Annotated in this window: 16 protein-coding genes and 1 pseudogene; 6 read left to right on the forward strand and 11 right to left on the reverse strand. The window is 63.1% G+C overall.

Going from position 1 to position 21,757, the window contains the following annotated elements; translation table 11 throughout:
• Window positions 1-42: 42 nt before the first annotated feature.
• The 6 genes from QD228_RS07175 to QD228_RS07200 all read right to left on the reverse strand — a co-directional run bounded on the left by QD228_RS07175 (window position 43) and on the right by QD228_RS07200 (window position 8,209).
• Window positions 43-696 carry a DsbA family oxidoreductase gene (locus QD228_RS07175; RefSeq protein WP_279874929.1) on the reverse strand — a complete coding sequence of 218 codons (654 nt, stop codon included), beginning with the start codon at window positions 694-696 and terminating at the stop codon, window positions 43-45.
• Between the two features lie 294 nt (window positions 697-990).
• Window positions 991-1,986 carry a homocysteine S-methyltransferase gene (gene mmuM, locus QD228_RS07180; RefSeq protein ID WP_279874930.1) on the reverse strand — a complete coding sequence of 332 codons (996 nt, stop codon included), beginning with the start codon at window positions 1,984-1,986 and terminating at the stop codon, window positions 991-993.
• Entirely contained in the window at window positions 1,976-3,400 is a 1,425-nt protein-coding gene (locus QD228_RS07185; protein ID WP_279874931.1) for an amino acid permease, read from the reverse strand. Before QD228_RS07185 ends, mmuM begins: the two co-directional genes overlap by 11 nt.
• A 308-nt stretch (window positions 3,401-3,708) precedes the next feature.
• Window positions 3,709-4,980 (reverse strand): 4-aminobutyrate--2-oxoglutarate transaminase, encoded by a 1,272-nt coding sequence (gene gabT, locus QD228_RS07190; protein ID WP_279875079.1) that lies wholly within the window; start codon window positions 4,978-4,980, stop codon window positions 3,709-3,711.
• A 152-nt stretch (window positions 4,981-5,132) separates the two neighbouring features.
• A complete protein-coding gene (locus tag QD228_RS07195) occupies window positions 5,133-6,626 on the reverse strand; it encodes an NAD-dependent succinate-semialdehyde dehydrogenase (protein WP_279874932.1) in 1,494 nt (497 codons plus the stop codon).
• 158 nt (window positions 6,627-6,784) lie between these two features.
• Window positions 6,785-8,209 carry an APC family permease gene (locus tag QD228_RS07200; RefSeq protein WP_279874933.1) on the reverse strand — a complete coding sequence of 475 codons (1,425 nt, stop codon included), beginning with the start codon at window positions 8,207-8,209 and terminating at the stop codon, window positions 6,785-6,787.
• Between the two features lie 416 nt (window positions 8,210-8,625).
• On the opposite strand from QD228_RS07200, the gene QD228_RS07205 reads away from it, so the two are divergent.
• A complete protein-coding gene (locus QD228_RS07205) occupies window positions 8,626-10,092 on the forward strand; it encodes a PLP-dependent aminotransferase family protein (protein ID WP_279874934.1) in 1,467 nt (488 codons plus the stop codon).
• 80 nt (window positions 10,093-10,172) lie between these two features.
• Here QD228_RS07205 and QD228_RS07210 read toward each other — a convergent pair whose 3' ends face one another.
• From QD228_RS07210 to QD228_RS07225, 4 genes are all read right to left on the reverse strand, one after another.
• Window positions 10,173-11,360: a hypothetical protein gene (locus tag QD228_RS07210; protein WP_279874936.1), complete on the reverse strand. Its 1,188-nt coding sequence runs from the start codon at window positions 11,358-11,360 to the stop codon at window positions 10,173-10,175.
• A 111-nt stretch (window positions 11,361-11,471) separates the two neighbouring features.
• Window positions 11,472-12,494, reverse strand: a complete 1,023-nt coding sequence (locus QD228_RS07215; protein ID WP_279874937.1) for a patatin-like phospholipase family protein — start codon at window positions 12,492-12,494, stop codon at window positions 11,472-11,474.
• 333 nt (window positions 12,495-12,827) lie between these two features.
• Window positions 12,828-13,682 (reverse strand): SDR family oxidoreductase, encoded by an 855-nt coding sequence (locus QD228_RS07220; protein ID WP_077376106.1) that lies wholly within the window; start codon window positions 13,680-13,682, stop codon window positions 12,828-12,830.
• Window positions 13,683-13,904: 222 nt separating this feature from the next.
• Window positions 13,905-14,264, reverse strand: coding sequence for a hypothetical protein (locus QD228_RS07225; protein ID WP_077376109.1), 360 nt, complete (start codon window positions 14,262-14,264; stop codon window positions 13,905-13,907).
• A gap of 658 nt (window positions 14,265-14,922) precedes the next feature.
• Here QD228_RS07225 and QD228_RS07230 point away from each other — a divergent pair.
• Window positions 14,923-15,603: pseudogene (locus QD228_RS07230) on the forward strand (hypothetical protein); the annotation flags it as partial.
• A 266-nt stretch (window positions 15,604-15,869) separates the two neighbouring features.
• Here QD228_RS07230 and QD228_RS07235 read toward each other — a convergent pair.
• A complete protein-coding gene (locus QD228_RS07235) occupies window positions 15,870-16,310 on the reverse strand; it encodes a hemerythrin domain-containing protein (protein ID WP_279874938.1) in 441 nt (146 codons plus the stop codon).
• A gap of 341 nt (window positions 16,311-16,651) precedes the next feature.
• Between QD228_RS07235 and QD228_RS07240 the strand changes: the two genes are divergently transcribed.
• The 4 genes from QD228_RS07240 to QD228_RS07255 all read left to right on the forward strand — a co-directional run bounded on the left by QD228_RS07240 (window position 16,652) and on the right by QD228_RS07255 (window position 21,743).
• Window positions 16,652-19,102 carry an FdhF/YdeP family oxidoreductase gene (locus QD228_RS07240; protein ID WP_279874940.1) on the forward strand — a complete coding sequence of 817 codons (2,451 nt, stop codon included), beginning with the start codon at window positions 16,652-16,654 and terminating at the stop codon, window positions 19,100-19,102.
• A 547-nt stretch (window positions 19,103-19,649) separates the two neighbouring features.
• Window positions 19,650-20,951 (forward strand): cytosine permease, encoded by a 1,302-nt coding sequence (gene codB, locus QD228_RS07245; RefSeq protein WP_279874941.1) that lies wholly within the window; start codon window positions 19,650-19,652, stop codon window positions 20,949-20,951.
• 154 nt (window positions 20,952-21,105) lie between these two features.
• Window positions 21,106-21,399, forward strand: a complete 294-nt coding sequence (locus QD228_RS07250; protein WP_176493964.1) for a type II toxin-antitoxin system RelE/ParE family toxin — start codon at window positions 21,106-21,108, stop codon at window positions 21,397-21,399.
• A 14-nt stretch (window positions 21,400-21,413) separates the two neighbouring features.
• Window positions 21,414-21,743, forward strand: a complete 330-nt coding sequence (locus QD228_RS07255) for a HigA family addiction module antitoxin (protein ID WP_279874943.1) — start codon at window positions 21,414-21,416, stop codon at window positions 21,741-21,743.
• The last annotated feature ends 14 nt before the right edge of the window (window positions 21,744-21,757 follow it).

Genomic DNA, 21,757 nt, shown 5'->3' on the forward strand with positions numbered 1-21,757 from the left:
ATTCGCGCTTGGTGCCAGCGCTTGGCATCAGTGCGTGGCAGATCAATCCTTCTGCTGGGCACGCGCCTCATTGAGCATCTGCACCAGCACTTCCACCGGCTGCGCGCCGGGCACGTAGTACTGACCGACGATGGTGCTGGGCACCGACTGGATACCGGCATTGCGCAGCGCTTCCTGCTGGGCCGCGACTTCCTGCTCGCCCGCGTCGGATTCGAGGAAGGTCAGCGCCTGTTCGATGCTCAGATTCTCATCGTGGTGGCTTGCGATCTCGGCCAGCACCTGACGGTCTCCCACGTCCTTGCCATCGTGGAAGTAGGCGGTGAACAGTGCTTCCAGCAACGGGCGCTCCGCCAGACCCTCGGACTGCTGGCGCCAGACGATGCGCTGGGCATCGGTGGAGTTGGGCGTGCGCTCCATCAGGGCGTGGCGGAAGGTGACGCCGCTCTGCGCGCCTGACTGGGCCACCTGGGCATCCAGTTCCGCGCCACGCTCGACACTGCCGAACTTCTGCGCGCGGTAGTCGGCGCGCGCCATGCCTTCACGTGGCACCCACGGATTGAGCTGGAAGGGCAGGTAGCTGACGCGCACGTCATCCTTGAAGTCGAGTTGCGCGATGGCGTCATCAAGATGACGCTTGCCGATCCAGCACCAGGGGCAGACCACGTCGTAGGCGACCTGGATATCGAGCTGTGACATGGGGATTCTCCTGCTGATCTCTCACGCGCTCTTCAATGGGAGCCTAGGGCCATCTTGAGAGCACGTTGGAATGATTTTGAGCAATCGCTCATCAGTGTCCTGCCATCCTAGAGATTTTGGGCCTGGGACGCTACCGAAAACGCCCTGGCCGATCATGTGTCATGACCGGACAGGGCGTTCGTGTTCAGCGCTAATAATTCAGTACTTGGAGTTCAGCGCTTGGAGTTCAGTGCTGCGTATTCACTGCTTCGTATTCACTGCTTCGTATTCACTGCACTGGACTCAGCAACTCAATCAACCCAGCGCCTTGCGTAGATCCGCCAGCGCGCGGATATCATCCGGGCCGGTGCGGCAGCAGCCACCGATGGCCGTGGCACCTGCGGCCAGCCAGCGCGGTGTCCAGCCGGCGAGGTCATGATCGTGTTCAGAGCCGTCGCCATCAGAATCTACCAAGACGGCGCAGGCGGCAGACCAGGTCTTGGTGACAGGGTCATAGACCTCGCCGGAGTTCGGGTAGATGACGATGTCCTTGTCCGTCTCGCCGCGAATCTCGCGCACCAGCGATTCGATGTGCTCAAGCGCGGTGCAGTTGACGCCGATGGCGACCACCTGCTCGCAGTCGGCGATGGCGCGCACGGCCTCTCGGATCGGCGTGCCGTCGCTCAATTCGCTGGCGTTGCGCGCGCTGAAGGCGATCCAGGCACGCGCCGTGGGGAAGTCATCGCGCAGCAGGTCACACACGGCCTGGGCTTCCTCGGCACACGGCAGCGTCTCGACGGCGAGCACGTCCGGTTTGGCATCGAGCAGCGTGGCGAGGCGGGCACGGTGGAAGTCGCGCAGGCCGGCGCGGTCCAGCGCGTAGCCGCCACGGTATTCGCTGCCATCGGCGAGATATGCGCCATAGGGGCCGACGGAGGCCGCGACCAGCGGCGGGCAGTCCAGGCGCTCCGGGTGCGCGGCCAGGTACTCGCTGCGGGCCTGGGCGGCCAGGGTGACAGAGCGCTGGATCAGCGCGCTGGCCTGGGTCTCGCTCAGGCTGCGCGCCATCAGGCCCTCGAGCGTGGCCTGATAGCTGGCGGTGGTGGCGACATCGGCACCGGCCTCGAAGTAGGCGCGGTGCACATCGACGATCGCCTGCGGCTCATCGGCCAGCACCCTGGCCGACCACAGCGAGTCGTTGAGATCGAATCCGGCACGCTCAAGCTCGGTGGCCAGGGCGCCATCGACGATCAGGAAGGGCTGCTGGGCGGTGATGGCGCTCAGCGGATTGCGGATGGCATCAGCGGGCATCGAGGGCCTCCTGCGGGGTCGGAGTCGGGGAATTGGCGTCGTCGGTAGACGAGCGATGGGTCAGAAAGTGGACCAGATAGCACAGCGCCACGAAGGGCACGCCGAAGTAGAGCGCGATGCGCTGGTTGGGGTCAAAGGCGATGCCGATGCAGGCCAGCGCGCAGAACAGGAAGGCGGCAATCGGCACGACGGGATACAGCGGCGCGCGGTAGGTCAGCTCGCTGGCGCTGTGGCCGGCCTTCAGCCACTGGCGGCGGAAGCTGAACTGACTGGCGGCGATCGCCATCCACACCAGCACCACGGCAAGCCCGGAAATCGACACCAGCGCCAGATACAGGGTGTCCTCGGCATAGACGCTCGAGAGCAGCGACAGCAGACCGCCGAGCATGGTGATCAGCAGCGCGGGCACCGGAATGCCGCGTTGATTGACGCGACTGAACACGCGGGGCAGCGTCTTCTGGTCCGCCAGGGTCCACAGCATGCGCGAGGCGGCGTAGAGACCGGAATTGGCCGCCGACAGCAGCGCGGTGATGATCACGAAGTTCATGATGTCCGCCGCGTAGGGGATGCCGGTGAGCTGGAAGACCGCCACGAAGGGGCTTTCCTTGAGACCGGCGCTGTCCTGCGGCAGCAGGGCGGCGATGACGATGATGGTGCCGATGAAGAAGATGATCAGCCGCCACAGGGTGGCGCGGATCGCCAGGGGCACGTTCTTATCGGGGTTCTCGCTTTCGCCGGCGGCGATGCCGATCAGCTCGGTGCCGGAGAAGGCGAAGCTGACGGCCAGCAGTGTCATCAGGATCGGCATCACGCCGTGATCGAACACCCCCTCCTGCAGGATGCGCGTGACGCCCGGCGCCTCGGTGTTGCCCGAGAGTGACGTGAAGCCGAACATGGCGGCGGCGCCCACGGCGATGAACACGATCACCGCGGCGACCTTGATCAACGACAGCCAGAATTCGGATTCGGCGAAGAAGCGTGCCGAGACGATGTTCATGCCGAACACGATCAGCGAGAAGAGCCCGCACCAGATCCAGGGTTCGACATCGGGGAACCAGCGCCCCATGAACACGGCAGAGGCGGTGAATTCCGAGCCCAGTGCCACGGCCCAGGTCAGCCAGTAGAGCCAGGCGACGGTGTAGCCGGTGGCCGGGCCAAGATAGCGGGTGGCGTGGGCGCTGAAGGCGCCGGGTTCCGGGTGGTGCACGGCCAGCTCGCCGAGACACATCATCACCAGATAGACCACCAGTCCGCCGATCAGATAGGCGAGCACCGCCCCCGCCGGACCGGCCTGTTGAATGGTATAGCCGGAGCTGAGAAACAGGCCGGTGCCGATGACACCGCCGAGGGACAACATCACCAGATGGCGCTGCTGCATGCTGCGTTTGAAGTCGTGGGCGTTGCTGTCAGTCATGGTAGGGGTCACTCGAGGTGCTGCCGATGAGAAAGGTCTCTCTCTGGCAGCCGTCGTTCACGATGGCGTGTGGCATGGCGAGAATCGGTCGGGAATACGCAGAAATGCAGCGAATATCATAATTTAATCAATTACTTGCTACAAAAGGCTGCTTGGGTTGATTGGCTATATGGTTAGATGGGTAATGAGCTTGCGATTCATTTCTCGGCCCAGGGTTTCCCTCCAGCGCAGCGAGTGGCATTGGAAACGACAACGGCCACCCGAAGGTGGCCGTTGGTTGGCTTGCCTGTCTCATGACAGGCCGTGGATCAGGCGAGGCTTTCCAGCGCCTTCTCGACGATGTCGAGACCTTCTTCCAGCACTTCCGGCTCGACCGTCAACGGCACCAGCACGCGAATGGAGTTGGAGTAGAAACCACAGGACAGCAGGATCAGCCCCAGCTCCTTGGCCTTGGCACATACGGCCGCCGTCGCGGCAGGGTCCGGCTTGCCATCGGCGTCCACCAGCTCGAAGGCCGCCATGGAGCCCTGGTTGCGTGAGTGTGCGACATGCGCGAAGCGTTCTTCCCACTGGGCGAAACGCGCGGCCAGTTGCTCGCCCATCTGGGTGCTGCGCTCCAGGATGTTCTCTTCGCGGATGACGTCGATGACGGCCAGGGCCGCGGCGCAGGACAGCGGGTTGCCGCTGTAGGTGCCGCCCAGCGACCCCGGGCCGGAGGAATCCATCACCTCGGCGGTACCGACGACGGCTGACAGCGGCATGCCGTTGGCCAGACTCTTGGCCATGGTCATGATGTCGGCTTCGACGCCGCTGTGCTCCATCGCGAACAGCTTGCCGGTACGCGCGAAGCCGGACTGCACTTCATCGGCGATCAGCAGGATGCCGTGCTCGTCACACAGTTCACGCAGCGCGGTGAGGAAGCTCGGCGAGGCGATGTAGAAGCCGCCTTCGCCCTGCACCGGCTCGATGACGATGGCGGCGGTGCGGTGCGGTGCGATGTCAGTCTTGAACAGGGTGCGGATGGCGTTCAGGGACTGCTCTTCGCTGATGCCGTGAATCGGGTTCGGGTAGGGCGCACGGAAGATGTCACCCGGCATCGGGCCGAAGTCGTTCTTGTACGGCAGCACCTTGCCGGTCATCGCCAGGGTCATCATGGTGCGGCCGTGGAAGGCGCCGTCGAAGGTGATGACACCGCTGCGGCCGGTGGCGGCACGTGCGATCTTGATGGCGTTCTCGACCGCTTCCGCGCCGGAGTTGACCAGCAGGGTCTTGCGTTCCGGGCCACGCACCGGCGTCAGCTCGGCCAGCTTCTGGCTCAGTTGCACGTACGGGGCGTAGGAGATGACGCCCGCGGCAGTGTGCATGACCTTGTCGAGCTGTGCCTTGACGGCGGCGACGACCTTCGGGTGACGGTGACCCAGGTTGAGCACGCCGATGCCGCCGGCGAAGTCGATCCAGCGGTTGCCGTCCGCATCCCAGATCTCGGCGTTCAGCGCGGTGTCGGCGAACTGCGGCGTGGCGGTGACGGCACCCTTGGCGACGAACTTGTGCTTGAGGACGTCGAGTTGTTCGTTGCTCAGCTGAGAGTGGCTCATGTCAGGTTCCTTTTCTTGTTGCCGGTGGCATGGCGCGAGCCATGCCACCGTTGTCTAGTAAACGTGGTGGGATAACGTCGTGAGACGTCCTCTCGAGGCATCGTCGCGAGGCGTCGTCGCGAGGCGTCCTCACAAAATCAGAGACCGCCGATGCAGACGTACTTCAGCTCGGTGAACTCTTCCAGACCGTGGTGAGACCCTTCACGACCCAGACCGGACTCCTTGATGCCGCCGAAGGGCGCCAGCTCGGTGGAGATCATGCCCTCATTGACCCCGACCATGCCGTATTCCAGCGCTTCCAGCGTGTGCCAGATGCGACGGTAGTCGGTGGCGTAGAAGTAGGCGGCCAGGCCGAAGGGCGTGTCATTGGCCATCGCGATGGCGTCTTCATCCTTGTGGAAGCGGAACACCGGTGCCAGCGGCCCGAAGGTCTCCTCATCCGCCACCACCATCTCGGTGGTGACATCGGCCAGCACGGTGGGCTCGAAGAAGCTGTGGCCCAGAGCGTGCGGCTTGCCACCGGTGACCAGGCGCGCGCCCTTGCCGATGGCGTCATCGATGTGGCTCTGCACCTTGGTGACGGCAGCGCCGTTGATCAGCGGACCGATGGTGTTGCCATCGACCAGCCCATCGCCGACCTGCATGGCGGCGACCCGCGCCGCGAGCTTCTCGACGAAGGCATCGTAGACGCCGTCCTGGACGAGGAAGCGGTTGGTGCATACGCAGGTCTGGCCCGCATTGCGGAACTTGGAGGCGATGGCACCGTCGACGGCGGCATCGACATCGGCATCATCGAAGACGATGAACGGCGCGTTGCCGCCCAGCTCCATCGCGGTCTTCTTGACGGTGGAGGCACACTGCGCCATCAGCGTCTTGCCCACCGGGGTGGAGCCGGTGAAGGAGACCTTGCGGATGCGCGGGTCGGTGGTCAGCACCTCGCCGATGGCGATCGGCTTCATGGCGGTGACGACACTGATCAGACCTGCCGGCAGGCCGGCTTCCAGTGCGAGATCCGCCAGTGCCAGCGCGGTCAGCGGGGTGGCTTCGGCCGGCTTGATGACCACGGCACAGCCTGCGGCGATCGCCGGCGCGCACTTGCGGGTGATCATCGCCAGCGGGAAGTTCCACGGCGTGATGGCTGCCACCACACCGATGGGCTCGCGCAGTACCATCAGGCGCTTGTCGGCACCGTGGGACGGCAGGGTCTCACCGGCCATGCGCTTGGCTTCTTCGGCGAAGAATTCGATGAAGGAGGCGCCATAGGTCACCTCGCCACGCGATTCCGCCAGCGGCTTGCCCTGTTCCAGGGTCATCAGCTGGGCGAGGTCTTCCCGGTGCTCAAGCACCAGGTCGAGCCAGCGGCGCAAGAGGGCGGAGCGCTCCTTCACCGGCACCTTCTTCCAGGCGTTGCCGGCGATCTCGGCGGCGGCGACGGCGTCACGGGTATCCTCGGCGCTGACTTCCGCGACACGGGCCAGTTGCTCGCCAGTCGCCGGATTGGTCACGTTGAAGGTGGTACCGGTCTCGCGGCGCTCGCTGCCGATCAAGGCAGGGACGAAGACGTCGCGGCTGTTCTCCGAGTTGACGTAGCGCTTCAGGAAGTCGCTGGTCGGGAGTGCAATACGGGACATGTGGAGCTCCTCTGGCGGTCTGGCGTGCAGTGCATTCATTGAGTGGACAGCGCTGGCGAATCGCGCGGACTGTCCTGATATCGGCTCGCGGTAGTCGAGTCCGATGGGGCCGGGCAGGCGGACGGACCTGCCCGGCGGTCACATGACGAGGCCTTTGCTCAGTGAGCGGTGAAGGCCGGTGCCATGATGCGGTCGCTGTATTCACGGCCGAATTGCTTGAGGGCGATGGCGTACATCACCAGGCCCAGTGCCATCCAGGCGCCGAAGATCATCCACTCGGTGCCGGTCAGTGCGGAAGGGCTGCCCGGCAGGTACAGACAGGCCATGGCGAAGGACAGCAGGATGGCCAGCACACCGCACAGCTTGCCGTGACGCACGCGGAACGGACGCGGCATGTCCGGCTCACGGATGCGCAGGATCAGGAACGAGATCGCGACGAACAGATAGGCGATGACGATACCCAGCCCGCCGGCATCGACGATCCACACCAGTGCCGGACGACCGAAGAAGGGCGCGATGCAGGACAGCAGGCCGATCAGCAGTACGGCGTTGGTCGGTGTCTTGTGTTTCGGGTGCAGCTTGCCGAGGGCGGCCGGCAGCATGCCGGCATGCGCCAGGGCGTAGATGGCGCGTGAGCCACCGATGTAGAAGGCGTTCCAGCTGGTGATGATGCCGGCGATACCCGCCAGGATCATCAGCTTGCTGGCCCAGGGCGTGTTGAACAGTGCCTGCATGGCATCCGGCACGCTCAGTGAACTTGCCAGCAGGGAGTCGTGATCCAGTGCCAGGCTGGTGGCCAGGATGATCAGCGCATACCACACCACTGCCAGTACCACGGACATCATCAGCACCTTGCCGATGGCGTTGTAGGGCAGATTGATCTCCTCGGCGGCCTGGGGGATGACATCGAAGCCCACGAACAGGAAGGGCACCAGCACCAGTACCGCGATGATTCCAGCCGTCACGCCACCCTCAGACTGGGTGAACAGCGGTGTCATGTTGGCGACGTCCCCCTCGAACAGGGCGCCGGTCACGAACAGGACACCGGCGATCAGGATCACGCCGGTCACGACCTTCTGCAGCAGCGCTGCCGTGGTGATGCCGACATAGTTGATCGCCATCATCGCCAGAGACCCGCCGACACCGACGGCGACCCAGGTGGCCTTGACGTCCCAGCCGGCGATGGTCCACATGTGACCGATGGCATAACCGGGTGCGAGGTTCTCGATGACGGTCGGCAGGGCCACCGCCTCGAAAGACACCACGCTCAGGTAGCCGAGAATGATGGTCCAGGTGCACAGGAAGGACGAGAAATGTCCCATGGCACGGTAGCTGTAGACGTGTTCGCCACCCACCTTGGGCATGGCGGCGGCCAGTTCGGCATAGGTCAGGCCGATCAGCACGACGGCGATGCCGCCGATGATGAAGGCGATGATGGCACCGATGCTGCCGGCATTCTGGATCATGCCGCCGGTCAGGACGATCCAGCCCCAGCCGACCATGGCACCGAAGGCGAGGGCCAGAACGTCGCCGCGGGCGAGGACTCTGACAAGTTGTTCTGCAGGGGGAGTTGTTTGGGTCATGGGGGATGCGTCCGAGTCGATCTTGGAATTTGTTATATGGCGGTGCCGGACCTGCTGATGTCTTTCGTGTGCGTCTGCTGTCCTCTGCCGAACGTTCTGGCGGGTAAGCAGGTGCAAGGTCAGTCCTGTCGCTGGCTGAGGCTTGTGGGAAAAATTCGCTCCTGTCGACATCGCAGGAGCGATCCAGCCATCGTGGGCTGTGAGCATCAGTCAGTAGGCAGCGCCTGAGGGACACGCTATCAGCGGCCACTGTTCAGGCGAATAGACCAATTGAGCGTTTGACTGGACCAATCTTGGTGGACTGCGGATAATCAGGGATGAATGGGCGCTGTACCCCGCCAGCCAGGCTGGTTGCTCACGTGATCTATGCAGCGTATGGACGTTACGTGCTACATGAACGATATCGGGAGACCTGCATGGAACTGGCCACGCTTGAGCCATTGATCGAGTGCTATCGCCGCCAGTCGCAGGCCCTGGGCAAGCAGGTGCGGCTGGAGCAGGCATTGCTCGAGATGATTCGTGAGCAATGGCCGGTGGGGGTACGGCTGCCTGCGCATCGCAAGCTGTGCGAGGCGCTGGGCGTGGCACGCAACACCCTGTCATTGGCCATCAAGTCGCTGATCGAGGAAGGCTATCTGCACACCGGGCAGGGGCAGGGCACCTGGACGCGCCGCCCGCATGCCGCGAGACCCGGCAGCGCCTCGCCCGAGGCACCTGCGCCACTGCCGCTCTCCACTCGCGCACGCCGGGTGCTGGGCGGGCAAGGGGCGAGTCTGATCCAGAGTGGCGCCTTCGTGCCGGGCATTCCGGATATCGCGCGCTTTCCGATGCGCAAGTGGCGTCAGCTGTATGCCAGCGTCACGGTGCCCCACAACGCGTTGCTGCTGTCGTATTCCAGCGGTGGCTATGGCCCGCTCAAGCGGGAGATTCGGGATTTTCTGCGCCGCTGGCGCAACATCGATTGCGATACCCAGCAGATCATCATCACCGAGGGCACCCACCACGGCATCGAGCTGTGCGCGCTGGCGCTGGCGGACGCCGGCCAGCAGGTGGTGATGGAGTCGCCCTGCTACTGGGGGGCACGCAATGTCTTTCTGGCCGCCGGGCTCGAGACCCAGCTGATTCCCTGGCGGCCCCGGGATGACACCGCCGATGCCCCGGGCCACGAGATCGCCCTGCTGGCGCGTCGTCCGGTGCAGATCGCCTATTTCACCGGCTCGCATCACTATCCCTTGAGTGTTCCTACCTCACGGCGTGACAAGCTGGCGCTCTGCGAGGCCTGTCAGCCCACCTATATCCTCGAGGATGACTACGAGTTCAGTGGCGATGACCATGATCAGCTGCTGTTTGATCCGGACGCCGACAATCGCCTGCTGGTCGGCTCGTTCTCCAAGCTGATGTTTCCTGGCCTGCGGCTGGGCTATCTGGTGGTGCCGCGCGCGCTGGCCGGGCCGATGAATCGGCTGCGCAGCGAGGTGTTTCGCGAGGGGCGCATGCTGGATCAGGCGGTACTGGCGCAGTTCATCGCCGATGGGGATCTCGATGCCTGGTATCAGCGCATCCAGCGCGATTATCTCGGCCGACAGCAGGTGGTGCATGACCAGCTGTGTCAGGTGAAGGGCGTGATCAGCGTCTCGCCGCCCTCGCGCGGCATCAGCCTGTGCGTGCAGTTCGCCCCCGAGATCGATGACAAGCGTGTCGCGCAACTGATGGTCAAGGAGCATCTGATCGTGCGGCCACTGAGCATGGTCTGCAGCAGCGAGGACTCGCGGCGCGGGCTGGTGTTGGGGGTCGGCATGCTGGCAGGCGAGAGTCTGGTCAGTGAGGTGGCCCGGCTCAGACGCACGCTGGAGAGCATATTGACCATGCGCGACATCCGGTAGGGCGGCACTGAGCAGCGCCAGAACTGAAAACGCCTCCGCCCGGCAGGGCGAAGGCGTGGTATCGACACTGAACGCGAGTGCTACTTTGCCTGCTGCATGCGCTCGGTCAGCTTGCGGAATTCCTCACGCATGGCGCTGTTCTCGAAGCTGGTGGCGACCGGTACCTGCAGGCCGGCGAGGGTGTCGAAGGTATTGACGCCCTGGCGGATCAGGTCGGCGACATGCGCGCTGAGCTTGACGGTGCGATAGGTATTGGTCGCCACCGCAAGTTCGCGTTGGCTCTTGGTGAGCGATGTCTTGACGCGGTCGCGCTGCTCGCTCACCAGCGAGCGATACAGGTTGATCGTCTTGAGCGTCAGCGCATTGGCGCGGATGTTGCTCTCCAGACTCTCACGTGAGCCGCCTTGCTTGATCAGCGTACGCGCATCCCGCGTGGTGGCTTCGGCTTCGTCGGCGAACCCTTGCAGCTGCGGCAATACCTCGTCATCCACGCGGGCGATGAAGTCCTGCTGCATGGTGACGATCATGCGGTGGAGCATGACGACCATGCCGTAGTAGCGACGCGCGTAGTCCAGATTCTCGCCACTGTCGCGGGTCAGCTCGGCGAGCTGCTGGGCCACCGACTTGATGCTGGCGAACACGACACTCATGGTCAGCACGTCGTCGCCGACCACCGAGGACAGCCACACCTGGACCTGGTCCGGCGTCAGGGTGATGCCGATCTCATCGAGCCGCGCGGCCAGCTTGCCTTCCAGCGTGGTCAGCTCGCCTTGATAGGCGGTGATGTTCTTCTCATGTGCGGCGATCAGCAGGTCATAATCGCCGCGTGTGCTGGCGGTGAATTCGCGCAGGGTATCGGTAGGCGTGAAGCGCGTCAGCGTCGAGACCTCGGTGTCGGGCGCCAGGATACGCTTCTCTTTCAACTCGGAAATCTCACGGCGCGATTCGCGAATCTTGTCCTCGACCTGTCGATAGGTGCTGCGCAGGGTCGAGAGTTGTGGCACGTCGAGGGCCTGCATGGCTTCCTCGATCATCTCGTCCATATCACTGCGCGCGGAGGCCTGATCGCGGCTGATCCAGGCCTCTTCCGGCAAGGTGTCCATCTCATCGAAATAGCCGACCGCCTTCTTCAAGGTGGCGAAGGTTTCCGGCTGGTCGAAGTGCATATCGTCGGCTGCCAGGGCGAGACCCGGCGTCAAGGTGGGCGCGAGGGTCGCCAATGACAGACTGAGCGCTGCCAGGAGGCGGGTGACGGGGCGGCGAGACACTTGCGAACTACCTTGGGGCATCGGAGACACTCGGGTCGGCGTGGAGCATGGCAGCGCAGAGTAGCAAAATCGCTGACAGGCGTCTCCGAGTTCGCGTCGCGCCAGGCGTGCTCAGTGTGGCTCATAGGCCTCGGGCTTGCCGGTGGCGGGGTCGATGCGGTCCAGCGACGGGCCACGATAGTGGTCCATGATCAGCGCCACCGCTGCCTCGCCGTACTGCGCGAACCAGAAGTCGCCCATGCCCTTGAGGCGCTGGATATTGGTGACGCTGATGTCGTCCATCGCATCGTCAGGCGCCTTGGGCAATCCGGGTTGCGGGCGCATCTCGGCGTTGACGCGGATGTAGCTGCCCGGCGGCGAGATGGTGATGGCCTGATAGCCGACGACCTTCTCGTCGGAGAGCACGTCGATCAGACTGCCTTCCAGCATCCACTGCACCGCGCCCCAATGCTGGGAATCCGGGCCGTTGATCTTGCGCGTGCGGGTCCCGGTACCGATCGACAGCACGCGCCGGGTGTCATGCGGCCACAGTCGACAGGCCTCGGCGATGGCGCACATGGTCGGGTTGTTGGCGATCACGCCACCATCGATCAGCCAGGTCTGCTCATTGTCCGTCCCGAGTTTCATGTCGCGGGTCGGGAAGTAGGTGGGCGCGGCGCTCGAGGCATCCGCCGCCTGCCAGGCCAGCAGCTTGTGATGCTCGCGCTTGCTGGACTTCAGCACATGCGGGCGGCGTCTCTCGATCCCGTAGGTGACGACGAGGACCTGCTTGCCGTCAGGGACATCCCGGAGCTTGGCCTGGCCGAGATGCTTCTTGAGCATCGCGCTCTTGCCCTTGGCCTCGTACCTGGGCGCATTGATGCCATCGAGTTCGAACCAGCCGCGGTTGTCGACGAAGATCTTCCTGGCATTGGTTGCGCTGTAGAGCCCGTTGATGTCCTCGAGGCTCATGTCGGTGGTAGCCAGCGCCAGCGCGATCAGGCTGCCGGTAGAGGTGCCTGCGTAGAAATCGACGCAGTCGCGCAGTGTGGTCTGGTGGTCGCGCTTGAGTGTCGCATCGACATGCATCAGAAACCGGGCGGTGGCCGCCCCACGTATGCCGCCACCATCCAGCGAGAGAATCAGCTTGGACATGCAGGCCTCCTGCAGCGCGAGTGACGTTCCTTTCCTGCCCATGGAATTCCCTGGGCTGCTACCAGAATAGAGAGGCCAACGCTTTACAGCCGTGTGAAATGCCTGATACGGACCGACAGGAGGGCCTGATACTGGCCGGGAGAAGAGGTGATTCGAACGCGGCACAAGCGCTGAGACGCGGTACGCATTCCTTGAGCAGACCCCTATGGGAATGTGAAAAAGGCCACCCGGATCGGGTGGCCTTTGGTGTTGCTGCCTGGTGATCGTCTCGTCGCTGGCCGGACAGTGATCACCAGTCGCTGGCGCAGTGAAGCGTTCGAGGACGCATCGTGATCAGGTGTTGAGCACGACGCCACCATTGAGGTGGATCGTCTGTCCCGACATGTAGCTTGAATCGTCGCTGGCCAGATAGACGTAGGCCGGACCCATCTCGCTGGGTTGCCCGGGGCGCTCCATCGGTACCTGCTTGCCGAATTCGGCGACCTTGTCATCCTCGAAGCTGGCGGGGATCAACGGTGTCCAGACCGGGCCGGGGGCTACGGCATTGACGCGGATGCCGCGGTCCATCAGCGTGCCGGACAACGAGCGTACCAGCCCCTGGATGGCCCCCTTGGTGGCGCTGTAATCGATCAGGCTGTCATTGCCCTTGAAGGCGTTGACCGAGGAGGTGGCGATGATGGAGTCGCCCTTGGAAAGATGCGGGACGGCGGCCTTGATCAGATAGAAGTGACTGAAGAGATTGGTCTTGAAGGTACGTTCGAGCTGCTCGTCATCTATCTCGGTCACGTCATTCCAGTCGTACTGCTCGGCGGCGTTGTTGACCAGGATGTTGAGCTTGCCGAATTCCTCCAGCGTGCCTTCTATCACCTTGCGGCAGAAGGCCGGGTCACCGATGTCACCGGCGATGCGGCTGGCCTTCTGACCTTCGGCCTCGATCAGTCGGATGGTTTCCTCGGCGTCCTTTTCCTCGCTGCCGACGTGGGTGATCATGCAGTCGGCCCCTTCGCGCGCGAAGTGGACGGCGGCGGCGCGCCCGATGCCGCTGTCGCCTCCGGTGATGACGGCGACCTTGCCCTTGAGCTTTCCGCTGCCCTGATAGCCTTCCCGGATATATTCGGGGCGAGGCTGCATGCGATGTTCATCACCCGGTTGATGATCCTGATGCTGCGGGGGTTGTAGTTGACTCATGCTGTCACTCCTTGTCCGTGAATCATGATGACGACGCAATCGCCTTCAGACGCGAACGCCTACCTGAATGACATGTGGATCTTCGTGCGGATTCAAACCCCTACATTCAAAAAACTTGATGTTCATGTGGGGCGGGGTCATGCCACCAATGAAAACGCCCGTTGCTCAGGGGAAAGCAACGGGCGGGGGTGTCATCTTCGGCTCAGGCCAGGTGTCAGCGGTTCAGGAAACGACGCCCTGTGGCTTGTCGTGAACGGTCGCCGGGGTGGGGGCCCCCTGGGGCGAGACGGAGGCCACGGCGGGGGCAAGCGCCTGCTCTCGTTGCAGGGGTGAGGCCTGGACATTGAGCTCTGGCAGGTTCTCGGGGTCATGCCCCGGACCGGCTTCCAGCGTGGGCAGGGCCTCTCGGATGATGCAGGCACACAGGCGGCGGTGTGCCTGCAGCATCAGGCCCTCACGCTCCAGGTATTGCATCAGTCGCGTGGCTGACACCAGCGCGACGATGGGATGCAGACCGCGAAAGCGTTCCTCTACCTTTTCGGCACTGATGGTCGCCAGTTGCTCTGGGTTGGTGTGTGGCATCGGTGGTTCCCCTAGATGGCACTCGGTGTCCCGAGTGCGGATGATGCGTGTCATTCGCTGGTCATGGCGGCGTATGCCGCCACGTGAGAGTGTCTTTCTGTCAGGCGTCGCTGTTATAGGTGTCGTTGTTTGCGTGCGCGAATCGTCGTGCGAAATCACCATCTCGCCTGTCCCGCAGACCGCCTTTCCCCATAGTGTGTCGCCTCAAGGCGGGGTCAGGCAATGACCCGAGAGACGTGCTTGGCGGGCACGATCTCCCGAGCAGGTCGTGGTCTGGCTGGCGCTCAAGCCAGAGAGCATCGCTGCCGCGTGTCTGGCACCTTCGCGCCAGCGTTTTGCATTATGCAACTTCCATTGATTAACGATTGTGGATTTTCGTAACCACCTAGCCAGTATTAGAGATACCACGAGAATGTGCCAGTTCTGTTGCAGGGGCTCTGTTGTCTCTCAACCGTTGCCACTGCTGTTGTCCTTTCTGGCAGCTATCCCTGTGGAGTGACTGGCTCATTATCGCCATGACGCGCATGGCTGGTAGGATAACGCTCCTCTGGATCATGCAGATGCCTGCCAGCGGGATATTGCGTCAATGCGCGTCGCCCCGGCTGGAGTTGCCTGCAGGTATCGATTGTCGCGTGATCTCTTCTAGCCTGGATATGCCATGAAACGTTTTGTGCTGCTCGATACCGCCCCGATCCCCGGTACCACGGATTCGCTCTGTCTGTTCGAGTATGGCGAGGACTTCGTCATCAAGATCGAGAGCGGCAAGGGGGGGCAGCTGATGAATACCCGCATGCATGGCTCGGAAGACGCGCTGGCAGAGATTCCTGCTGGCCTGCTGAAGAGTCGCGGAACGCCGTCGGCGCCGCAGCGTGTTCTGATCGGCGGTCTGGGCATGGGCTTCACGCTGGCCTCGGCGCTTGCGCACTTCAAGGCAGATGCCGAGGTGGTGGTCGCCGAGCTGGTGCCGGGCGTGATCACCTGGAATGACGGCCCGCTGGGGGCCAAGGCGGGGTATCCGATCCGCAATCCGCGCACGACCGTCGAGAATCGCGATGTGGCCGAGGTGCTGCGCGAAGCACCTGGCGGTTTCGATGCCATCATGCTGGATGTGGACAATGGCCCGGAGGGGCTGACCGCTGACGACAATGATTGGCTCTACAGCGCGGAAGGGCTGGCGGTATGCGCCAGGGCACTGCGACCTGCCGGCATTCTGGCAGTGTGGTCGGCCACGGCCGATGCGCGCTTCTCGCAGCGTCTGTCGCGGGCCGGTTTCAAGGCCGAGGCACGTCAGGTGTATGCCCATGGCACGTCCGGAGCCAGGCATACGATCTGGATCGCCCGCTATGTCGGACGTTCCGCGACCTCCGAGACCGGGCCAGGGGCGGGCAAGGGAGAGAAGAAGGGCAAGCGTGCTGGTGGCTCATTCAAGGGGGCCGGGGCGAAAGGCAGCCGCCGCCGGTAATGTCGTGCGGCCGGGCGTCAGCCTCTTTCGCCAACTTCTCGACCGCCATCAACGACAACGGGCTGGCCACGTCATGTGGCCAGCCCGTGTCATGTCCTGCCTGGCTATTGTCGAGCGTCAGGCGTCAGGCATCAGGCGACGTATCAGGCCGCTTCGCGCGCCTTCATGTCCTTCAGGTACTCATCGGCGAGTCGCTGCTTGGTGGCGTCGTCGAAGACGCGACCGGCCAGCTGGAAGACTTCCTGCTCTTCCTCGTCCAAGTGGTGAGTCACCAGATGCTCAAGCTGCTTGGCGGCGGCCAGCCAGCCCGGCGAGCTGTAGTCCGTCGTCTCGAGTTTCTCGACCAGCTCATCGATTTCATGGTGCTCGGCCACGCTGTGACGCGCCTTTTCCTGCGTCATGTCGTGTTCCATCATCGGGATGTAGAGCGCGCGCTCCTCAGCTCCCGCATGGTTGGTGAGCGATTCCTTGAGGCGCTTGAACAGGTCATCGCGCGATTCGCTGTCACCTTCGGTCTTGAGCAGCATGTCCAGCAGGCGGCGTTGTTCGTCGTGGGTCTCGCGCAGGGCTTCAAAGATGGTCATGTTCGGGCTCCTCATCAGCGTCAGCTTGTCGAGTGGCTGGGCGAGACGCGTGGCCTGTCTCTCTTCTTGCCGGACTCTCAGCTTCTCCCTTCAAGCTTTTGGAGTTCCAGCATTCCAGAAGACGGCTCACGTCTGTCAGGGTCTCGCCGTGTCAGCGCATTTTCTCGAGCTCATTGTGTCAGGTATGTACAACTCTGGTGGCGGATCGAAAGAACTTCAAGGGCGCAACGCCGGCTGCCCTTGAAAATCCCCCGCGCGAGAGCAAGAGATGAGGTATCGCTCATATCTCGCCTGCTACTTTCTCTTTCTTGATCGAGCACGCACCGCGCAGGAGTTCTGACATGTCACACGACGCGCCCACGTCCCGGCCCGCTTCTTCCAGCACCTTCGGCCACAAGGGGTCCCATGCGCCTGACCTTTCCCGCGAGCTTTCCGGCAGCCAGCTTGATCGTCCGCCGGGCGGCGGCTGGCCATCGCTCAAGGCAGTGGAGACGTTCCTCTGGCAGGAGCGCCTGCCGATCGCCGGGCATGTCAGCCTGATGAAGATGAACCAGCCGGATGGCTTCATCTGTCCGAGCTGCGCCTGGCCGAATGGTGACAAGCCCAAGGGGGCCAATTTCTGCGAGAACGGTGCCAAGGCGCTGGCGTGGGAGGCGACGCGTGAACGCGTCAGCGATGAACTCTTCGCTCAGAACACCGTGAGCCAGCTTCGCGAGTGGACGGATCATCATCTGGAGAAGGAAGGGCGCCTGACGCACCCGCTGCGTTACAACGCGGCTGAGGATCGCTACGAGGTCACCAGCTGGGAGGCGGCCTACGCCGAGATCGGTGAGCGTCTCAAACAGTATGAGGACCCGAACCAGGTCGAGTTCTATACCTCGGGGCGCACCTCCAACGAGGCGGCCTTCCTGTTCTCGCTGTTCGGGCGCATGTACGGCACCAACAACTTCCCCGACTGCTCGAACATGTGTCACGAGACCACCTCCCGGGCACTGCCGGAGTCCATCGGCATCGGCAAGGCGACGGTGAATCTCGAGGACTTCAAGCAGGCCGATGCCATCTTCATCTTCGGTCAGAACAGCGGCACCAACAGTCCTCGCATGCTGGGCGATCTCCACGAGGCGCGTGGCCGTGGTGCCGAGGTGGTGAGCTTCAATCCTCTGCGCGAGCGGGCGCTGGTGAGCTTTGCCGACCCGCAATCGCCCAGGGACATGCTGAGCGGCAAGGGCGTCGAGATCAGCACCCAGTACCATCAACTGCGCATCGGCGGTGACCTCGCTGCCGTGCAGGCGATGTGCAAGTACGTGATCGAGGCCGACGATGCGCTGCGTGAGCGCAATCCTCATGCGGTGGGGCTGCTGGATCATGACTTCATCGCCCAGCACACCCACGGCTTCGAGGCCTTCGCCGATCACTGCCGCAAGCTCGACTGGCAGGATCTGGTCGAGATGTCCGGCCTGTCGCGGGAGTCACTGGAGCAGGCGGCGCAGACCTATCTTGAGGCCGAGCGCGTGATCTGTTGCTGGGGCATGGGCATCACTCAGCATGCGCGCGGCGGCGATACCATCCAGCAGATCGTCAATCTGCTGTTGTTGCGCGGCAATATCGGCAAGCCGGGCGCCGGGCCTTGCCCGGTGCGCGGCCACTCCAACGTGCAGGGGGATCGCACCGTCGGTATCGAGAACCTCCCCAACGGCGCGATGCTGGATGCCTTCGATCGCGTCTTCGACATCCAGTGCCCACGGGACAACGGCCATGATGTCGCCGAATGCTGCGAGGCGATTCTGCGCGGTGAGACGCGGGCCTTCATCGGCATGGGCGGCAACTTCTTCCGCGCGATTCCGGACCAGAAGCGCATCGTGGAGAAGGTGCACGAGCTGGACATGACGGTGCATATCGCCACCAAGCTCAATCGCAGCCATCTGCACCCCGGCAAGCACGGCTGGGTATTGCCGACGCTGGGTCATAGCGAGCGGGATCTGCAGGCCGGCGCCGATGGCAAGGGCGCGGAGCAGACCACCAGTGTCGAGGACGGCATGTGCAATGTCTCGCCCTCACGCGGCGTGATGGCGCCGGCGGATGCCAGCCTGCATTCCGAGATCGCCATCACCTGTCAGCTGGCCAAGGCCACACTGCCGGCGCATCCCACGCTTGACTGGGACTGGTTGCAGGCGGATTACGCGCGCATTCGCGACCGTATCGAACAGGTCTTCCCGCAGATCTTCCCGGATTACAATGCCCGCCTGGCGCAGGGTGGCTTCCACATCCGCATCGCCCCGCGTGAGCGCATCTGGCACACCGACTCCGGGCGCGCCAACTTCCTGTTCCCCGAGGGACTTGGCACCGATGAGCAGGGCCTCGACAAGGTCACCCACGAGACGCTGGACATGGACAGTACCTTCCTGCTCAGCACCATGCGGGGCCATGATCAGTTCAACACCACCGTCTATTCCAATGATGACCGCTATCGGGACGTCTACGGGACGCGCATGGTGGTGATGATCAGCCCGCAGGATCTGGAAACGCTCGGCCTGTCCGAGGGCCAGCGCGTGCGTATGGAAACCGTGAGTGAGGATGGTGTCGAGCGCAGCATGGCCGGTTTCAAGCTCAAGGCCTACGATATCCCGAGCGGCTGTCTGGCAGCGTATTACCCGGAAACCAATGACCTGATTCCGCTGGATCACCGTGATGCGCGCAGCAATACGCCGGCCTCGAAATCGGTGCCTGTCAGATTGCGTCTGATGGACAGCGAAGAGGTCAATGCCAGTGAAGGAGTGCTGGCAAGCGCTTGAGGCCCCTCTGACCGGGAATGTCTGAAAAAAATTTGCATCCTGCACTCGGCGTCAGGTTATGACGTGAGGGAAGGACGATGCGATCAACGCCACGCGCTGCACTGAAAGAGTGCGCCGCGTGGCGTTTTTGTGGATCACTGCCATATTGAGGGCATCTTACGGGGATCTTGCGCCATCACCGGCCAAGTGACGCAAGCGATACGTCAGAGAGGGCATTGCTGCGCCAATGGCTGCCTCACACCCCCTCCAGCGCGGGATCCTGACGCCAAGGACAAGTTATGGTGCCGGGCAGTCCGCGGACAGGTACGCGGGCATCTCAAGGACTGGCGCGTTTCTTGCGTGGTGGTAGGGTGGCGACCGCCAGTCCCGCTCATCCGCACTTCGCCAGCGGTTGGCAGGCTCTCATCGACCGACGCGCTGCCCGTCGAGCGCAGCGTTCCATGAGAGCGACCTGCCAAGTGGCGAGAGAGCATGGCACCTTACTCCGGCTGACACGGCCTCACACGAAGAGACTCGGCGCGATGCACGAGTCCGAGGGATACCCCGCATGGCAGATGACCGCTCATCAACTTCACAGACCTCACCGCTGGCTTCGGCCGCAGGCAATGACTATCCCTTGAGCGAAGTCCCCGCTTCGGCACGACGTGGGCTGCTCTCCACTTCAATGGTGCTGCTCGGCTTCACCTTCTTCACCGCCACCATGTGGGCCGGTGGGTCACTGGGCTCGGCCTTCGAACTCAATGAGCTGATGTGGATCATCGTGATCGGCAATCTGCTGCTGGGGAGCTATGCGGCGGCGCTGGCCTACATCGCCTGCAAGAGCGGCCTCAACTCGGTGTTGATGGGGCGACTGTGCTTTGGCGAGAGGGGCAGCCGTCTGTCGGACTTCGTGCTCGGCTTCACCCAGATCGGCTGGTACGCCTGGGGCACCGCGACCATCGCCATCGTGCTGGTCAAGACACTCGGCTTGCCGGAATGGCTGACCACGCCGCTGATGGTCATCTTCGGTTTCGCCTTCTGCCTGACGGCGATGATCGGCTATCGCGGCTTGGACATGCTCTCGCGGGTTGCCGTGCCGGCCATGCTGCTGTTCATCCTGTTCAGTCTCTATACCGGCATGGTCGATGTCGGTGGCATGGCGGGACTCGCGGCACTGACGCCCACGGATTCCATGAGCTGGACAGCCGCCATCACGGCGGTGATCGGTACCTTCATCAGTGGCGGCACCCAGGCGACCAACTGGAGTCGCTTTGCACGCTCGCCGAAGATCGCCGTGATCGCCACCCTGGCGGCCTTCTTCGTCGGTAATGGCCTGATGGTACTCACCGGTGCGCTCGGCGCGATGATCTATCAGCAGGCCGATATCGTCGATGTGATGATTGCCCAGGGGCTGGTCAGCCTCGCGGTGTTGATGCTGTTTCTCAATATCTGGACCACCCAGGACAACACCATCTACAACTTCGCCATCGCCGGCTGCAACCTGCTGCGCACACCGCATCGTCAGCGTGTCACCCTGGGCGGCGCGGCCATCGGCACGGTGCTGGCGGTACTCGGCATGTATGAGTGGCTGATCCCGTTCCTGATTCTGCTCGGCACCTTCATTCCGCCGATCGGCGGCGTGATCATGGCCAACTTTTGGCTCGGCCATAAAGGGCAGTATCCGCGTCTCGCCGAGATGCCCAAGGTCGATTACCACTGGCCGGGCCTCGCCGCCTACGCCATCGCCTGCCTGTGCGCCTGGAGCTCACCGTTCATGCCGCCCGTCGTGGGTGTCGTGGTCGCCTTCGTCGTCTACGGCGGGCTGATCAAGCTTGCCAAGGTCGAACTGGCCGACAAGACGGCGGCATGAGTGACTGATCGCCTGATGTGAAGGGCAGAGGAATACGAAACGCCCAACGAGTTCTGGACTCGTTGGGCGTTTTTCATGGGGGAGAGAAACGTCAGGGGAGAGTCACTTGATGCACAACGGGGTTGTGCATAGAATGAGGGGAAAAGGTGCTGCCATGGCGGTGGAATTCAGGGATGTGTGGCTCGAGAGCTTCTACGAGCAAGATGTTGGTCACCGCAAGATACCTGCGGCGCTCTCAAATTCGCTTTATCGCAAGTTGCAGATTCTCGATGCCGCAAGCCAGGAGTCTGATTTGAGGATTCCGCCAGGCAATCGTTTCGAGCATCTGCAGGGCAATCTCGCAGGTTATTGCTCGATTCGCGTCAACAAGCAGTATCGACTCATCTTTCGATGGGAGGCAGGGATTGCCCATCAAACATATCTAGACCCGCATGCTGACAAGGGCTAGAGGAGGTAGCAGCGATGAGAAACACCCAGCGGCGCCCACTGACGGTAGGCGAGATGTTGACGGCAGAGTTTCTGGAGCCGATGGAGATCGACATCCGCACACTGGCCGAGGCGATGGGAGTGCACAGAAATACCCTGAGCCGTATCGTTCATGACAAGGGGACCTTGACGGCCCCGATGGCCATCAAGCTGGCGGCTGCGCTAGGCAATACGCCGGAGTTCTGGCTCAACATCCAGCATGCTGTGGAGCTCTGGGATGTGCGTCATCGTGCCTACGCGCAGGATGCCAAGGGCGTACGTCGCATAACGCCGCAAGTTGATGCCGTCGAGCTTACCTCGCATTGACGTCGCGCTCTTCA

Source organism: Cobetia sp. 3AK (assembly GCF_029846335.1).
GTDB classification, from domain to species: Bacteria; Pseudomonadota; Gammaproteobacteria; order Pseudomonadales; family Halomonadaceae; genus Cobetia; species Cobetia marina.

Bases quoted from the DNA above. Each gene is read 5' to 3' on its own strand.
- QD228_RS07250 (WP_176493964.1), top strand. From the start codon at position 21,106: ATGGCGGTGGAATTCAGGGATGTGTGGCTCGAGAGCTTCTACGAGCAA.
- QD228_RS07175 (WP_279874929.1), bottom strand. From the start codon at position 696: ATGTCACAGCTCGATATCCAGGTCGCCTACGACGTGGTCTGCCCCTGG.
- QD228_RS07195 (WP_279874932.1), bottom strand. From the start codon at position 6,626: ATGTCCCGTATTGCACTCCCGACCAGCGACTTCCTGAAGCGCTACGTC.
- QD228_RS07200 (WP_279874933.1), bottom strand. From the start codon at position 8,209: ATGACCCAAACAACTCCCCCTGCAGAACAACTTGTCAGAGTCCTCGCC.
- QD228_RS07235 (WP_279874938.1), bottom strand. From the start codon at position 16,310: ATGACCATCTTTGAAGCCCTGCGCGAGACCCACGACGAACAACGCCGC.
- QD228_RS07220 (WP_077376106.1), bottom strand. From the start codon at position 13,682: ATGAGTCAACTACAACCCCCGCAGCATCAGGATCATCAACCGGGTGAT.
- QD228_RS07205 (WP_279874934.1), top strand. From the start codon at position 8,626: ATGGAACTGGCCACGCTTGAGCCATTGATCGAGTGCTATCGCCGCCAG.
- QD228_RS07215 (WP_279874937.1), bottom strand. From the start codon at position 12,494: ATGTCCAAGCTGATTCTCTCGCTGGATGGTGGCGGCATACGTGGGGCG.
- QD228_RS07255 (WP_279874943.1), top strand. From the start codon at position 21,414: ATGAGAAACACCCAGCGGCGCCCACTGACGGTAGGCGAGATGTTGACG.
- codB (WP_279874941.1), top strand. From the start codon at position 19,650: ATGGCAGATGACCGCTCATCAACTTCACAGACCTCACCGCTGGCTTCG.
- QD228_RS07185 (WP_279874931.1), bottom strand. From the start codon at position 3,400: ATGACTGACAGCAACGCCCACGACTTCAAACGCAGCATGCAGCAGCGC.
- QD228_RS07225 (WP_077376109.1), bottom strand. From the start codon at position 14,264: ATGCCACACACCAACCCAGAGCAACTGGCGACCATCAGTGCCGAAAAG.
- QD228_RS07240 (WP_279874940.1), top strand. From the start codon at position 16,652: ATGTCACACGACGCGCCCACGTCCCGGCCCGCTTCTTCCAGCACCTTC.
- mmuM (WP_279874930.1), bottom strand. From the start codon at position 1,986: ATGCCCGCTGATGCCATCCGCAATCCGCTGAGCGCCATCACCGCCCAG.